Genomic DNA, 13,441 nt, shown 5'->3' on the forward strand with positions numbered 1-13,441 from the left:
GCCGGCACAGGCCGGCGGACCAGCCACGCCCACGACACCGACCGACCTCATCAGGCCACCGAAACCACCCAAGCCGAATCAGCGCGGTGGATCAGGGATCAGCGGCAGTACCCGCAATGCTTGGTTGCTTCTCACGGCTCAACACCCACGCCGAACACCTTCCACGAATCTTGCTCGAAGACAAGAAAAAGGTCTATGGGCTTCTCAGCGGCCATATCACTGCTATTGATAAGGGCACCATCCGCGGACAGGACCTGCGACGCAGATTCGGTTACGGACATGGAGACAACAGAACCAGCAGTCTCCGGCTCCGTCGCCACCGCAGCATGAACCGTAAACCGCACGCCTGAGAATCGCTGATCTAGATCGTAGGCCCGCCGAATCTCGTCCCTCGCTGCTGAGCAAGCACCACATTCGGAGGTCGCGACTTCCTCGAGGCGTTGAACGTCACCAGTCTCATAGGCGTGTTCCAGCACCTCGAAGAAGTAGCGTGCGAAAGCCTCCGCCCCAGCGGCGGTGAGCTCACGAGCCTCAGGCGGCATCTCCGGCGGAGCAGGCGTGCTGGTCGCCGCCGCAGTCTCCGACGCAGACGTCGTAGATATCCCACTCGACGACGGCGCAGCCGTGCCAGCACTTCGAGTAGTCGGACTACTCGGCGTACTCGAAGCCGTCTCCGGCTGCTCCCCCGAGCACCCCGTGACCAGCAGGCCCAGCGCGAGCGCCAGCGAGGTTCCCCGTCGACCCATGGCGGCAGACAGTACTTTCCAGAACCCGACCTGACGAGACCCAGCAGCTCACCTGTGCACAACGACTTCCCGACGCCGCCCAGCCCGTAACCGCTGGCTCAGCTCACGCCGTCCGGCGCACCCACGCTCAGGTACCTGGGAGCGGCACCGGCTGCTGTTACGTTGACCGCCGTGACCGAGCCGGACTGCCGTCCGCTGCGCCGCAGTGACATCCACGCCACCGCCCGGCTGCACCGGCAGCACCTGGGCCAGGGACTGTTCCTCAACCTCGGTCCCAGGTTCGTCCGCCGGTGGCACCGCACGTTCATCGACAACCCGTACGGCTGCGCTCACGTCGTCACGGACCACGACGGCGAGCTCCTCGGGTTCATCCTGGCCGCCACCGACCAGCGTCGGTACGTCGGTGCCACGCTCGGCTCGGACAAGTGGTCGCTGATGGCGCTGGGGGCCCTCGGACTCGCCGTCCGGCCCCGCCTGGCCTTCCACTTCGTCCGCACCCGCGGACGCGCCTACGCCCGCCGGCTACTGGGCCTTGGACGTCGCCAGCGAGCAGCAGCCCCGGGCGGGACGTCTGCGGACGACGCCTCGCAGGCCCCGGTCGCCGTCGTCCACGCCATCGTGACCTCCGAGCAGGCCCGCGGCCGGGGGGTGGGACGCCGGTTGCTGGCCCAGTTCGAAACCTGCGCCGCCGAGGCCGGAGTGACCCGGCTCGAGCTCGTCACCGACGCCGACGGCGACGCCCCGGAGTTCTACCGGCGGCTCGGCTGGGTGCAGACCGAGGAGCGGCTCAACCGCGACGGGCGACGCGTGCTGCTGTTCACCAAGACACTGTCGGACGACGCTCCTCCCCAGGGGCGCACCGCCTCATGACGGACACTGGTGACATGACGGTTCCCCGCCGACGGCCCCCGACCGCCACCGAGCCCCGCGTGCTGCTCTCCCGTCGCCGGCTGCTCCAGCTGTCTGCCGGCGGTCTGCTGCTGGCCGGCTGCGGCACGGTCGGCGGCGAGAGCGAGCCCGGTTCGACCGAGGCCACCTGGCCGGACCCCGAGGTGACCCCGTCAGCCGCCCCCACCGGTCAGCCCGTCCCCGAGCCGGAGCCCGAGCCCGAGGACACCGCCGTCCCGCCGGTCGACATCCAGCCGTACACGGTGCTCCCGGGGGAGGTGGAGCCGGAGTGCAAGACGGCTGCGGTGCGCAGCCTGGAGACCGCGTTGACGTGGCGCGACGGCGAGACCGGCATGCAGGCCGCGGTGGACCGGCTCGCGGCGCTCGGCATCACCGGGGCCGCCGCGACGACGCTGGCGCCGGCGCTGGTGGGCGAGCGCTGGTCGTCGCTGCGGGTCACCTACCCGCAGTACGGCGGGATGCTCCCGGACCGCAGTCAGGCCAGCGTCATGGTCACCGGCACACAGATCGTCCCGCAGGACGGCGAGGCGAAGGAGCGCGGTCTCATCGTCGACGTCCGGCTCGCCAAGCAGGACGGCGCGTGGACCGTGACCGAGATGCTGCTGCCGCAGCGACCCGAGCCGACCGGTCCGACCGCGGCCGGCCAGGCGGTCATCGACCACGACAACATCATCCTTCCGGGCCCCGCGCGCCGGGACATCGAGGCGCGTCTCGTCGACGACCTCGTCTGCGAGCTGCTGCTGACCCTCGCCGAGACCTGGCGGCTCGACGTCCAGGTACTGAGCTCGGGCCATCCCTGGGACGTGTTCATGACCGGCCGGCAGTCCAACCACACGAAGGGCCGGGCGGTCGACCTCTGGGCACTGAACGGTATCCCGGTGATCGACCACGAGAACTCGCCGTGGCGCGAGGTGATGGAGGCGGCGGTCGCGGCCGGCGCCGGCCAGGCCGGCGGCCCGGAGGACCTCGACGGCGTCCGGGGCCGGCGGCCGTACTTCACCGACGCCGTGCACCAGGACCACCTGCACCTGGGATTCACCGACGACCAGTTCGACCCCACTCCGACGACGACCGCCCCACCGGTGGACGGCTGACCCGCAGCTGCGGACGCGATGCCGGTGCCCGCTCCGCGACTGCGGCGGCTAGAGTCCGGATGTGACGAATCTGCGAGTCAGTGACGTCGCCGCCCTGCTCCGGGTCAGCGACGACACGGTACGGCGCTGGATCGACCAGGGCAGGCTCACCGCAGGGCGGGACGACGCTGGGCGCATGGTCGTCCCTGGGGCCGAGGTCGCCGCGATGGTGCGCCGCCAGCGGGACGACGACGCGGACGGGACCTGGCGACAGTCCGCACGCAACCGGTTCGACGGCATCGTCACCGAGGTCCTCCGCGACGGACTGATGGCCCAGGTCGAGATCCAGGCCGGCCCGTTCCGAGTCGTGTCCCTCATGACCCGCGAAGCGGCCGACGAGCTGCACCTGGAAGCGGGCGCCCCGGCCACCGCGGTGGTCAAGGCGACCACCGTCATCGTCCAGGCGGGCGGCCACCAGTGAGCCCGTCGCGACGGCTGGCCGCCCTGGCCGGGACCGTCCTCCTCGCGCTCGCGGCCGCCGGCTGCGGGGTCACCGACGCGTCCTCCCCCGATGAGCCGGCGATCGTCCGGGTGGCGGCCGCCTCGGACCTCCAGCTGGCCCTGCCGGAGGTGCTCGAGGAGATCGACCCGGACGTCGAGGTGGCGGTGACGTACGGCTCCTCCGGCCAGTTCGTCCAGCAGATCGTCAACGGCGCCCCGTTCGACCTCTACCTGTCGGCCGACACCGGCTACGTCGACCGGCTCGTCGAGGCCGGGGCAGCCGAGGACGCCGACACCTTCACCTACGCCACCGGCCGGCTCGTGCTGTGGGTGCCGCAGGACTCCCCCATCGACCCCACCAAGGGCCTCGAGGTCCTCACCGATCCGGGCGTGCGCCGGGTCGCCCTGGCGAACCCGGAGCACGCCCCGTACGGCCGGGCAGCCGCCGCAGCGCTCACGGCCGCCGGCCTGGACGACGACCTCGCCGACCGGATCGTGCTCGGCGAGAACGTCTCCCAGGCCCTCGACCTCGTCGCCTCCGGCGGTGCGGACGCCGGCATCGTCGCCGCGTCCCTCGTCGCCGCCGGGCCGATGGCCGACCAGGGGCGGTGGTGGCAGCTGCCCCCCTCGGCGCACCCCCCGCTGGTCCAGGGTGGTGCCGTGCTGTCCGGGGCGCGCGACGTCGAGGCCACCCACGCCGTCCGCGAGGCCCTGCTCTCGGCCGAGGGTCAGGACGTCCTGCGCCGGTACGGGTTCGGACCGGCGCCGCAGACCGAGGAGGGCTGAGGTGGACTGGCAGGCCATCGGCCTGAGCATCCGGCTGGCGACGGCGACGACGGCGATCCTTCTCGTCGTCGCGGTCCCGCTCGCGGCCTGGCTGGCGTTCAGCCGCCGCCGCTGGACCGTTCTCGTCGAGGCGGTCGTCGCGCTGCCGCTCGTGCTGCCGCCCACGGTGCTGGGCTACTACGTGCTCGTCGCGCTCGGCAGCCGCTCCCCGCTGGGCCGCTGGTGGGAGCAGACCGTCGGGACGCCGCTGGCATTCAGCTTCACCGGACTGCTCGTCGCCTCCGTCCTGTACAGCCTGCCGTTCGCCGTCCAGCCGCTGCTCGCCTCGTTCGCGGGGGTGGACCGCCGGCTCGTCGAGACCTCGGCCGTCCTGGGCCGCGGCACCGCGGCAACCGTCCTGCGAGTCGTGCTGCCGCTGTCCCGCGCCGGTCTGGCCACCGCCGCGGTGCTGACCTTCGCGCACACCGTCGGGGAGTTCGGGGTCGTCCTCATGGTCGGCGGCAACATCCCCGGGGAGACGCGGACGGTGTCCATCGCCGTGTACGACGCCGTCCAGGCGTTCGACTACGCGACGGCCGGCCGCACCAGTCTGCTGCTGCTCGCCTTCTCCCTGCTCGTCCTCACCGCGACCTACGCCCTGCAACGTCGCGGCCAGGTGCCGGTGTGGCCGCGACCGTGACCGGCCGCCTGGACCTGCACGTCAGGCGGCACACCGTCGACGTCCGGCTCGACGTGCCGCTGGACGGCGTGACCGTGCTCTTCGGCCCCTCCGGAGCGGGCAAGACGACAGTGCTGCGCGCGGTGGCGGGCCTCGACCGCGCCGGCGGCCGGGTCGTCGTCGACGGACGAACCTGGGACGACGGCACTCGGTTCGTCCCCGCCCGCCGGCGGCGAGTGGGCTACCTGTCCCAGGAGCCGGCGCTGTTCCCCCACCTCGACGTCGACGCCAACGTCGGCTACGGCCTGGCCGGGGTCGTCCCCCGCCCCCGGCGGGCCGACGTCGTCCGCGAGGCGCTCGCGGCCGCCGGCGCCGGGCACCTCACCGGACGACGGGTGACCGAGCTGTCCGGAGGGGAGGCGCAGCGGGTGGCGCTGGCGCGCGCACTCGCGCCGGGCCCGCGGCTGCTCCTGCTCGACGAGCCGCTGTCCGCGCTGGACGCCCCCACCAGGGCGGTGCTGCGCGCAGACCTGCGCCGGCTGCTCGTCGCCCGGTCCCTGCCCACCCTGCTCGTCACCCACGACCGCACCGAGGCGCTCGCCCTGGGCGACCGCGTCGCCGTCGTCGTCGACGGGACGGTCCGGCAGGTCGGTGGTCCGGCGGAGGTGTTCGACCGGCCCGCCGACCCGGACGTCGCCCGGGTCGTGGACGTGGAGAGCGTCCTGCCCGGTGTGGTGCGCCGGGTCGCGGACGGCGTCACCACCGTCGCGGTCGGCGGACAGCTGCTCACCGCCGCCACCGGCGACGACCCCCCCGCCGGGCCAGGGGACGGCGTCCTGGTGTGCGTGCGCGCCGAGGACGTCGCCCTGGAGGCCCCCGGTGGGTCCCGGACGACGAGCCCGCGCAACCACCTGCCGGCCGTCGTCCGCGACGTCGTGGCCGAACGGGGCCTCGTCCGGGTGGACCTCGACTGCGGGTTCCCCCTGGCCGCGTACATCACCCGGCCGGCCCTCGAGGAGCTCGGTCTGCGCCCTGGGGTGCAGGTGACCGCGTCGGTCAAGGCACCCGCGGTCCACCTCATCCCCCGGGACGAGGCCTAGACTGGGGGGCTCAAGTTCTGTCCGGTTCATGCCGATGTACCGGCTCACCGTCCGCCCGGGCGGTTCCACGGAACCGGCTCCTTGCCGGAGAGGAGGCACGGTGGACGAACCGCAGACCGTCCCGAGCGACGAGGAGCCGTCGCCCCCCGAGGGTCACCCCGAGAAGGTGCTCGAGCTGCTGTCCGAGGGCGTCCCGGTGTCGCTCCTGCTGGATCTCACCGCACCGGCCGGACCGGACTCCGAGAGCATCCTCGACGAGGAGGGGGAGCCGGAGGAGGCCTGGTGGGAGCAGCCCTGACGGCGATTTCGTCGAGGCTCGGGCGGGTTGCTAGAGTCTACGGCGCGCGCCATTAGCTCAATTGGCAGAGCAGCTGACTCTTAATCAGCGGGTTCGGGGTTCGAGTCCCTGATGGCGCACTCTGACTGGCGGACCGGAAGTAGCACTACTGCTACCATCGCGCTGTGACGACCATCCCACAGAAGCAGCTGCGCAACGAGGTGGGCGATGTGCTGCGTCGCGTCGAAGCCGGCGAGACCTTCACCGTTACCGTTGCCGGCCGGCCCGTGGCCGAACTGGGACCGGCGCACCGGCGCCGCTGGGTCAGCGGACGCGCGCTCGCCGAGATCTGGCAGGGTCCGCCGCCACGAGACATGGATGACGACCTGACGCGACTCGGCGCCGAGCTGAGCGACCCGTTCGCCCGATGAGGGCGGTTCTCGACACCTCTGTGCTCATCGGCGCGGAGGCGCCGGGGGACGTGGAGGCGGCGATCAGCGTCGCATCGATCACCGAGTTGCACTTCGGCGTTCTGGTAGCCGCGGACGACGACGAGCGGGCCCGCCGCACGGACCGTTTGGCGTCGATCGAGGCGGCCTTCGACCCGCTGCCCGTCAGCGTCGAGGTGGCCCGGGCATGGGGCCGGCTCGCCGCCGCAGTCACGCGACGAGGCGGCAACCCACGGCGCCGGCAGATCGATCTCGCGATAGCGGCAACGGCCAACGTCGAGAAGGTTCCGCTGCTGACCTACGACCTCGCCGACTTCGAGATCATCAAGGACCTGGTCGACGCTCGCCACCCGCACTAGCGGCGCTCAACCGGTTGATGACGTCGGCGAAGTCCTCGAACCGGTCAGGCGTCACCGGATGCGTCTCCCACGTCACCGGACCCCTCCACCACACGAGGCCGGCGCCCGGACCGGCGTACCGTGATCCCCGCCGCCTACCACTGACGCCGCGCACCACTGACTGGAAGCCCGCCATCCGACGATGAACCCGAGCGAACCGCCCACCACCGGCGACCACGTCGACCCGCGCCGACTGCGGCGGGCCGTGCTCATCGTGGCGATGCTCAACCTGTCGTACTTCTTCGTCGAGTTCAGCGTGGCGCTGGTGGCCGGGTCGGTGTCCCTGCTCGCCGACAGCGTCGACTTCCTCGAGGACACCGCGATCAACCTGCTGATCTTCGTCGCCCTCGGCTGGCAGCTCGCCAGACGAGCGGTCATGGGCAAGGCGATGGCCCTGATCATCCTCGGGCCGGCCAGCGTCGCCGCCTGGACGGCGGTCCAGCGGTTCACCGACCCGGTCGCGCCCGACGTCCTGCCCGTCGTCCTCGCCTCGCTCGGCGCCATCGTCGTCAACGGCACGAGCGCGTGGCTGCTGGTCAGCGTGCGCCACCACGGGGGCTCGCTGAGCAGCGCGGCGTTCCTGTCGGCCCGCAACGACGTCCTCGTCAACGTCGCCATCATCGCCATGTCGGTGCTCACCGTCTGGACCGCGTCGGGCTGGCCCGACCTGATCCTCGGCTGCTTCATCATCCTGCTGGCGCTGCACGCCGCCTACGAGGTGTGGGAGGCCAGCGAGGAGGAGCGGCTGGCCGCCAAGGCCCTGGCCGGCGAGCCCATCGACTGACCCAACCCCGGTGCGGCGGCCAGGACGCCAGTGACCGTCGGTCCGCGCGCCGGTCATCCCCGCGGCAGCACTCGCAGGGGCAGACCGCCGTGCGGGCGCATCGTCACGAGCGCCTCGGCGCGGACCCGGTGCCCCGGCACGGGCAGCACGGCGTGGTCGCGCAGCAGCTCGGCGAGCACGAGCACGCTCTCCACGAGGGCGAAGTCCCGGCCGATGCACAGCCGCGGCCCGGCACCGAAGGGCAGGTAGGCCCCGCGCGGGACCGTGCGGGCGGCGTCCCCGAGGAACCGGTCGGGCCGGAACGCCTCGGGATCGGCGAACACGTCCGGACGCCGGTGCAGCAGCCACGGGCTGATGATCACGAGCGTGCCCGCGGGGACGGCGACGCCGTCGATCTCGTCGTCCACCACGGCGCGACGGCTCACCACCCAGGCCGGGGGGTAGAGCCGCAGGGACTCGTCGAGGACGGCGCGGGTGCGCGCCAGCGCCGGCAGGTCGGCCCACGCCGGCGCCCGCCCGCCCAGCACCTCGTCGAGCTCGGCGTGCACCCGTGCCTGCTCACCCGGATGGGTGGCGAGCAGGTGCAGCGTCCACGAGATGGCCGAGGCCACCGTCTCGTGGCCGGCGATCACCATCGTGACGAGCTCGTCGCGCACCTGCGTGGCGGTGAGCTCGCCGGCGTCCGCGGCCCGCAGCAGCAGGGCCAGCAGGTCGCCGTCGCCGTCCCGGACGCCGGCCTGGCGCCGGTGCGCGACAACGTCCGCCGCGGCCTGGTCGAGGGTCCGGACGGCGCGCGCCAGCCGCCGGTTGCGCGGGGTCGGGACGGCGGCCGGGACGACCGCGGGCGTGCGCACGCGGGACACGACGACGTCGAGGGCCTCCAGGACGGCGGCGACGACCCGTTCGCCGTCCTGCGCGACCGCACCGCCGAACAGGGTGCGACCGACCACCTCGAGGGTGGCCTGGAGGACTGCGGCGTCGACGTCGACGACTCCCCCACCGGCGGGGACCCGGGCGCGGACCCGCTGGGCGGCGGCCACCGCCTGGGAGGCGACCTCCTCGAGGCCGGAGTGGTGGAACGCCGGCTGGTCGATACGGCGGCGGTGGCGCCACTCCTCGCCGTCGGCGGTGAGCAGGCCGGTGCCGGTGACCAGGGACAGCGCGCCGTACTGGGCCGTTCGCTTGGTGTAGCCGGCGTGCCGCTCGACGAGCACCCGTCGGGCGGCGGGGACGGTGTTGGCGAGCAGCGCCGGCGTGCGGGGCATCGGGAAGGCGACGAGGTCGCCGTACCGTCCGACGAGGCCGGCGAGGAACGCCAGCGGGTCCCGCCGGATCGCCGGGACGGCCCGGACCATCTCCGCCGGCAGCGGCCCGTCGGCGTCCAGCGGGGTGTAGCGGGCGTTACGCCGCCGGCTGGGAGCGTTCAGAGGTACAACCCGGTGCTGCCGTCCTCGACCCGGGGGGCCGCGACGGCGTGGATGTCCCGCTCGCGCAGCAGCACGTAGTCGCGGCCCTGGAGCTCCACCTCACCGCGGTCCTCGGGGTCGAACAGGACCCGGTCCCCGACCCGGACCTGGCGCACGTGCTGGCCGACCGCGACGACACCGGCCCAGGCCAGACGACGTCCGACGGCGGCCGTGGCGGGGATGACGATCCCGGCCGAGGACCGGCGTTCCCCGCTGTCCCGGTCCAGGGCGACGAGGACTCGGTCGTGCAGCATCCGGATCGGCAGCCGGCTGTCCGGGGCGCTCTGCTCGCTCACCGGCGCGGTCAGCGGTACTGCGCCAACGGGTCGCGGCGACGACGCCGGCGACGCACGACGAGGACGACGACGGCGAGAACGGCGGCCGCAGCGGCGCCGATCCGCTCGACCCGCAGCGAACCGTCCTCGGCGGTGACGGCGGAGACGGCCCTGCCCCGGGCACCCGCAGCGGCACGACGGCCGACCTCCTTGGGGCTCAGGCGGGCGGTCAGCTCGTCGACGGTCGCGGCGAGCCTGGCCTGCCGCAGCGCGATCTCGCGCTCGATGGCCTCCGGGTCGCTCGGGATGTGGACCTTCGGCGGCGGCGTCGACGCGGCGTCGGCAGCGGGCGTACTCATGGGGGTCACGCTAGCGCCGACGTCTCACGCCTGCGCTCCGGGCACGGACAGCGGGTCGAAGCCGTAGGGCAGCTCCAGCCGGTGGGCGCTCATCAGCCGGCGGTCGGCGAGCAGGTCGCGGGTCGGGCCGTCGGCGACGACGCGGCCGTCGTCGAGCAGCACCGACCGCGGGCACAGCTGGAGCGCGTAGGGCAGGTCGTGGGTGACCATGAGCACGGTGACGTCGAGCCCGGTGAGGATGTCGGCGAGCTCGCGTCGGCTGGCCGGGTCGAGGTTGCTCGACGGCTCGTCGAGGACGAGCACGTCGGGCCGCATGGCCAGCACGGTGGCCACCGCCACCCGCCGGCGCTGCCCGAAGGACAGGTGGTGCGGAGGCCGGTCGGCGTGCTCGAGCATCCCGACCCGCTCCAGCGCCTCACGCACCCGCGCGTCGAGCTCGTCCCCCCGCAGTCCCGCGTTGGCCGGCCCGAACGCGACGTCGTCGCGCACCGTGGGCATGAACAGCTGGTCGTCGGGGTCCTGGAAGACGAGGCCGACCCGCTGCCGGACGGCGGTGAGGTGCTCGCGGGTCAGCTCCAGGCCGGCGATCCGGACGGTGCCCGTCCCGGTGCCCCCCGACACCGGGCCGAGGATGCCGTTGAGGTGCAGGACGAGCGTCGTCTTGCCGGCACCGTTGGGGCCGAGCAGGGCGACCCGCTCCCCCGGCTGGACGACGAGGTCGACGCCGTAGAGGGCCTGGCGGCCGTCCGGGTAGGCGAACGCGAGCCCCCGCACCTCGACGGCCGGGGTCCCGCCGGTCACCCTGCCACGCTCCACGCCACCACGGCGAGAACGGCAGCGGCCAGCGGCAGCACGGCGGCGCCGGCCCACTCGGCGGCAGTGGCGGCCCGGCCCTGGACCAGGACGCTGCGCCCGGTCCAGCCGCGGGCCAGCATGGCCTGCTGCACACGCTCTCCACGCTCGTAGGTGCGCACGAACAGTGCCCCGATGGTCGCGGCGACCGCGCGCAGCTGGCCCCACCAGCCGGGCGGGGCGCCGCGGGACTCCCGGGCGATGCGCATCCGGTGCAGGTCGTCGGCGACGACGGCGAGGTAGCGCAGCATGAAGGCGACGATCTGCACCAGGGCGTCCGGCACCCGGAGCCGCTCCAGCCCGGCGACGAGGTCCCGCGGGGTCGTGGTGGCAGCCAGGGTGATGGCCGCCACCACGCCGATGGTGGCCTTGGCGAGCAGGTTCCAGGCGCCGACCAGGCCCTCGACGGCGAGCGGGACGCCCAAGACGTCGACCCGCGGCCCGGTCGCCAGCACCGGCAGCAGCAGGGCGAACACGACGAACGGCACCTCGACCACCATCCGCCGGACCACGACGACGGCGGGCAGCCGGGCGACCCGGACGACGACGGCGAGGACGGCCGCGGCGGCGAGCAGGGCCCACCACTGCCGGGGCGGGACGAGGACGACGGCCACCACGAAGCCGAGCAGGGCGACGACCTTGACGTGCGCGGGCAGCCGGTGGACGGCGGTGTCCCCCGGGACCAGGAGCCCGTCGGCGGCGGCCACTGGCTCAGCGCCCAGCCCGGCGGACGTCCTCGGCCCGATCGGGCGGACGGCGACGGGCGGCGACCAGACGCCCGACGCCGGCGGCGACAGCGAGGGTGATCAGGACGCCGAGCACCCCGGCGAGGACGGCGCCGAGGCTCCCCAGCCCGCTGACGCCGTAGTCCGCCAGCGGGCTGCCGGCAACCGCCGAGTCGTGGGCGGCGCCGGCGAAGCCGAGCCGCTCGCCGACGTACTCCAGGCCGTCGGGGTTGCCGCTGGCGAGCAGGCTCAACCCGCCACCGACGAGCAGGCTGACCGCCAGCAGCGTGGCCAGCAGGCCGCGGCCGGACCGTTGCTCGACTGCGGTCGGGACGGTGTCCGCGGTGACCGTCCGCTGCCGGCCCTCGGCGTCGACGAGGACGAGCTGGCGCCGGACGTGGCGGGCGGCGTGGACCAGGTCGGGGCGGGTGGCGACGACCGCGCCGACGACGGCGGCGGTGATGACGGCCTCCCCGATCCCGATCAGCGTGTGCCACCCGAGCATCGCGGCGGCCAGCGTGCCGATCGGGATGCTGACCGCTCCCCCGACGGCGTACAGGCCGGTGAAGGCGAGGGCGGTGGCCGGGACCGACACGAAGGCCCCGACGGCGACCGCGGGCACGACGCTGCCCGGGTGGGGCGGCAGCACGGCCAGCACGGCCCGGGTCACGGCCCACCCCACGGCGACGGTCACGACGGCGATGAGGGTGACGTTCGTGCCCAGGGCGGTCAGGCCGCCGTCGGCGAACAGCAGGGCCTGGACGACGACCACCACGGCGACGGCGAGCAGGCCCGCCCACGGCCCGACCAGCGCGGCAGCGAGGGCGCCGCCCATGAGGTGACCGCTGGTGCCGGGCCCGACGGGGAAGTTGACCATCTGGGTAGCGAAGACGAATGCCGCGGTCAGGCCCGCCATCGGGGCGCCCGCGGTACGCAGCTGCGCGCCAGCCCGCTGCAGGGCGAGCCCGACCGCACCGGCGGCGACGGCGCCGGTGGCCAGGGAGGTGGGGACGTCGAGGAACCCGTCGGGCACGTGCACACGCCCATCCTCCCTCTTGTTGCGAACTGTTCGCAACAAGCGCGCCGGTAGCGTGGCGACGTGCACGTCCTCGTCGTCGACGCCGCGAACGTCGTGGGCAGCCGGCCGACCGGCTGGTGGCGCGACCGGGCCGGCGCCGCCGCCCGTCTGCACGCGTCCCTCCTCGCGGCGGACCTCGACACGAACCTCGACACGGACCTCGTCGTCCTGGTGCTCGAGGGCGCCGCCCGCGCCGGGCAGGCCGAGGGCACGGTGGGCCGGGTGCGCACGGTGCACGCCGAGGGCTCCGGGGACGACGCGGTCGTCGCGACCGTGCACGAGCACGTCGCCGGCGGGGACGACGTGACCGTCGTGACCGCCGACCGCGGACTGCGCGAACGGGTCACCGCCGCGGGCGGCACCTGCGTCGGGCCCTCGCGGCTGCTGGACCGACTGCCGGAGTGACGCCGCGAGCGCCTAGGCTGGCGAGCATGACCGAACGACTCCAGGTCGGCGACCCGGCGCCGGACTTCACCGCGCCCACCGCCGACGGCGGCACCTTCACCCTCTCGGAGCACCGCGGCCGGCACGTCGTCGTCTACTTCTACCCGGCGGCGATGACCCCGGGGTGCACGACCCAGGCGTGCGACTTCCGGGACAACCTCGGCTCCCTGCAGGCGGCCGGCTACGACGTCGTCGGGGTCTCCCCGGACGAGCCGGCCAAGCTGACGCAGTTCGCCGAGCAGGAGGGCCTGACCTACCCGCTGGTGTCGGACACCGACCGGGCGGTGATGACCGCCTACGGCGCCTACGGGGAGAAGACCTCCTACGGCAAGCCGAGCACCGGCGTGATCCGTTCGACGGTGGTCGTCGACCCGGAGGGCAAGGTCGAGCTGGCGCAGTACAACGTCAAGGCCACCGGGCACGTCGCGAAGCTCCGCCGGGACCTCGGGCTGGACTGACGGCCCTCGCCCGGCCGACGCGGGAGTGGTGTAACTGGCAGCCACGCAAGACTTAGGATCTTGTGCCTTCGGGCGTGCGGGTTCGAGTCCCGCCTCCCGCACC

19 protein-coding genes and 2 tRNA genes are annotated in these 13,441 nt (G+C 73.8%); 14 read left to right on the plus strand and 7 right to left on the minus strand.

Features of this window, described 5'->3' with window-relative positions; genetic code table 11:
* Positions 1–131 precede the first annotated feature (131 nt).
* A complete protein-coding gene (locus ACFP6A_RS12400; RefSeq protein ID WP_379603977.1) occupies positions 132–746 on the minus strand; it encodes a DUF6318 family protein in 615 nt (204 codons plus the stop codon).
* A gap of 171 nt (positions 747–917) precedes the next feature.
* On the opposite strand from ACFP6A_RS12400, the gene ACFP6A_RS12405 reads away from it, so the two are divergent.
* The 11 genes from ACFP6A_RS12405 (at position 918) to ACFP6A_RS12455 (ending at position 7,681) form a co-directional block, all read left to right on the plus strand.
* The gene (locus ACFP6A_RS12405; protein WP_379603979.1) at positions 918–1,616 is read left to right on the plus strand and encodes a GNAT family N-acetyltransferase; all 699 of its coding nucleotides are present in this window, start codon (positions 918–920) and stop codon (positions 1,614–1,616) included.
* Positions 1,617–1,630: 14 nt separating this feature from the next.
* On the plus strand, positions 1,631–2,749 hold the full coding sequence (locus ACFP6A_RS12410) for a hypothetical protein (protein WP_379603980.1): 1,119 nt from the start codon (positions 1,631–1,633) through the stop codon (positions 2,747–2,749).
* Between the two features lie 61 nt (positions 2,750–2,810).
* The gene (locus ACFP6A_RS12415) at positions 2,811–3,209 is read left to right on the plus strand and encodes a molybdopterin-binding protein (RefSeq protein ID WP_379603982.1); all 399 of its coding nucleotides are present in this window, start codon (positions 2,811–2,813) and stop codon (positions 3,207–3,209) included.
* Positions 3,206–4,015 carry a molybdate ABC transporter substrate-binding protein gene (modA, locus tag ACFP6A_RS12420; protein WP_379603984.1) on the plus strand — a complete coding sequence of 270 codons (810 nt, stop codon included), beginning with the start codon at positions 3,206–3,208 and terminating at the stop codon, positions 4,013–4,015. The genes ACFP6A_RS12415 and modA overlap by 4 nt, the downstream gene beginning before the upstream one ends.
* A gap of 1 nt (position 4,016) precedes the next feature.
* Positions 4,017–4,694 carry a molybdate ABC transporter permease subunit gene (gene modB, locus ACFP6A_RS12425; protein ID WP_379603986.1) on the plus strand — a complete coding sequence of 226 codons (678 nt, stop codon included), beginning with the start codon at positions 4,017–4,019 and terminating at the stop codon, positions 4,692–4,694.
* On the plus strand, positions 4,679–5,773 hold the full coding sequence (locus tag ACFP6A_RS12430; RefSeq protein WP_379603988.1) for an ABC transporter ATP-binding protein: 1,095 nt from the start codon (positions 4,679–4,681) through the stop codon (positions 5,771–5,773). The genes modB and ACFP6A_RS12430 overlap by 16 nt, the downstream gene beginning before the upstream one ends.
* 100 nt (positions 5,774–5,873) lie before the next feature.
* Positions 5,874–6,071, plus strand: coding sequence for a hypothetical protein (locus tag ACFP6A_RS12435; protein ID WP_379603990.1), 198 nt, complete (start codon positions 5,874–5,876; stop codon positions 6,069–6,071).
* A gap of 46 nt (positions 6,072–6,117) precedes the next feature.
* A tRNA-Lys gene (locus ACFP6A_RS12440) sits at positions 6,118–6,190 on the plus strand.
* 45 nt (positions 6,191–6,235) lie between these two features.
* Entirely contained in the window at positions 6,236–6,481 is a 246-nt protein-coding gene (locus ACFP6A_RS12445; protein ID WP_379603992.1) for a type II toxin-antitoxin system Phd/YefM family antitoxin, read from the plus strand.
* The gene (locus ACFP6A_RS12450) at positions 6,478–6,858 is read left to right on the plus strand and encodes a PIN domain-containing protein (protein ID WP_379603994.1); all 381 of its coding nucleotides are present in this window, start codon (positions 6,478–6,480) and stop codon (positions 6,856–6,858) included. Before ACFP6A_RS12445 ends, ACFP6A_RS12450 begins: the two co-directional genes overlap by 4 nt.
* A 181-nt stretch (positions 6,859–7,039) precedes the next feature.
* Positions 7,040–7,681, plus strand: a complete 642-nt coding sequence (locus tag ACFP6A_RS12455; protein WP_379603996.1) for a cation transporter — start codon at positions 7,040–7,042, stop codon at positions 7,679–7,681.
* A 53-nt stretch (positions 7,682–7,734) separates the two neighbouring features.
* On the opposite strand, the gene ACFP6A_RS12460 is transcribed toward ACFP6A_RS12455, so the two are convergent.
* From ACFP6A_RS12460 to ACFP6A_RS12485, 6 genes are all read right to left on the minus strand, one after another.
* The gene (locus tag ACFP6A_RS12460; protein ID WP_379603998.1) at positions 7,735–9,036 is read right to left on the minus strand and encodes a cytochrome P450; all 1,302 of its coding nucleotides are present in this window, start codon (positions 9,034–9,036) and stop codon (positions 7,735–7,737) included.
* A 68-nt stretch (positions 9,037–9,104) separates the two neighbouring features.
* The gene (locus ACFP6A_RS12465) at positions 9,105–9,401 is read right to left on the minus strand and encodes a GroES family chaperonin (RefSeq protein WP_379604223.1); all 297 of its coding nucleotides are present in this window, start codon (positions 9,399–9,401) and stop codon (positions 9,105–9,107) included.
* Positions 9,402–9,451: 50 nt separating this feature from the next.
* Positions 9,452–9,781 (minus strand): DUF3618 domain-containing protein, encoded by a 330-nt coding sequence (locus ACFP6A_RS12470; protein ID WP_379604000.1) that lies wholly within the window; start codon positions 9,779–9,781, stop codon positions 9,452–9,454.
* A 24-nt stretch (positions 9,782–9,805) separates the two neighbouring features.
* Complete coding sequence (locus ACFP6A_RS12475) at positions 9,806–10,582, minus strand: energy-coupling factor ABC transporter ATP-binding protein (protein ID WP_379604002.1); 777 nt, start codon at positions 10,580–10,582, stop codon at positions 9,806–9,808.
* Complete coding sequence (gene cbiQ / locus ACFP6A_RS12480) at positions 10,579–11,340, minus strand: cobalt ECF transporter T component CbiQ (RefSeq protein WP_379604004.1); 762 nt, start codon at positions 11,338–11,340, stop codon at positions 10,579–10,581. Before cbiQ ends, ACFP6A_RS12475 begins: the two co-directional genes overlap by 4 nt.
* 4 nt (positions 11,341–11,344) lie before the next feature.
* Positions 11,345–12,397: an energy-coupling factor ABC transporter permease gene (locus ACFP6A_RS12485; protein ID WP_379604006.1), complete on the minus strand. Its 1,053-nt coding sequence runs from the start codon at positions 12,395–12,397 to the stop codon at positions 11,345–11,347.
* A gap of 60 nt (positions 12,398–12,457) precedes the next feature.
* Here ACFP6A_RS12485 and ACFP6A_RS12490 point away from each other — a divergent pair, with 60 nt between their 5' ends.
* The 3 genes from ACFP6A_RS12490 (at position 12,458) to ACFP6A_RS12500 (ending at position 13,439) form a co-directional block, all read left to right on the plus strand.
* On the plus strand, positions 12,458–12,841 hold the full coding sequence (locus ACFP6A_RS12490) for a hypothetical protein (protein ID WP_379604008.1): 384 nt from the start codon (positions 12,458–12,460) through the stop codon (positions 12,839–12,841).
* Between the two features lie 26 nt (positions 12,842–12,867).
* Positions 12,868–13,338 carry a thioredoxin-dependent thiol peroxidase gene (bcp, locus tag ACFP6A_RS12495; RefSeq protein ID WP_379604010.1) on the plus strand — a complete coding sequence of 157 codons (471 nt, stop codon included), beginning with the start codon at positions 12,868–12,870 and terminating at the stop codon, positions 13,336–13,338.
* Positions 13,339–13,357: 19 nt separating this feature from the next.
* A tRNA-Leu gene (locus ACFP6A_RS12500) sits at positions 13,358–13,439 on the plus strand.
* Positions 13,440–13,441 lie beyond the last annotated feature (2 nt).

It is taken from the genome of Quadrisphaera sp. GCM10027208, assembly GCF_042658805.1.
Classification (GTDB): domain Bacteria; phylum Actinomycetota; class Actinomycetes; order Actinomycetales; family SCSIO-59966; genus SCSIO-59966.

Excerpts from the sequence above, each read along its gene's own strand:
- ACFP6A_RS12400 (WP_379603977.1), bottom strand. The coding sequence starts at position 746 with ATGGGTCGACGGGGAACCTCGCTGGCGCTCGCGCTGGGCCTGCTGGTC.
- ACFP6A_RS12410 (WP_379603980.1), top strand. The coding sequence starts at position 1,631 with ATGACGGTTCCCCGCCGACGGCCCCCGACCGCCACCGAGCCCCGCGTG.
- ACFP6A_RS12450 (WP_379603994.1), top strand. The coding sequence starts at position 6,478 with ATGAGGGCGGTTCTCGACACCTCTGTGCTCATCGGCGCGGAGGCGCCG.
- ACFP6A_RS12455 (WP_379603996.1), top strand. The coding sequence starts at position 7,040 with ATGAACCCGAGCGAACCGCCCACCACCGGCGACCACGTCGACCCGCGC.
- ACFP6A_RS12460 (WP_379603998.1), bottom strand. The coding sequence starts at position 9,036 with ATGGTCCGGGCCGTCCCGGCGATCCGGCGGGACCCGCTGGCGTTCCTC.
- ACFP6A_RS12465 (WP_379604223.1), bottom strand. The coding sequence starts at position 9,401 with ATGCTGCACGACCGAGTCCTCGTCGCCCTGGACCGGGACAGCGGGGAA.
- ACFP6A_RS12470 (WP_379604000.1), bottom strand. The coding sequence starts at position 9,781 with ATGAGTACGCCCGCTGCCGACGCCGCGTCGACGCCGCCGCCGAAGGTC.
- bcp (WP_379604010.1), top strand. The coding sequence starts at position 12,868 with ATGACCGAACGACTCCAGGTCGGCGACCCGGCGCCGGACTTCACCGCG.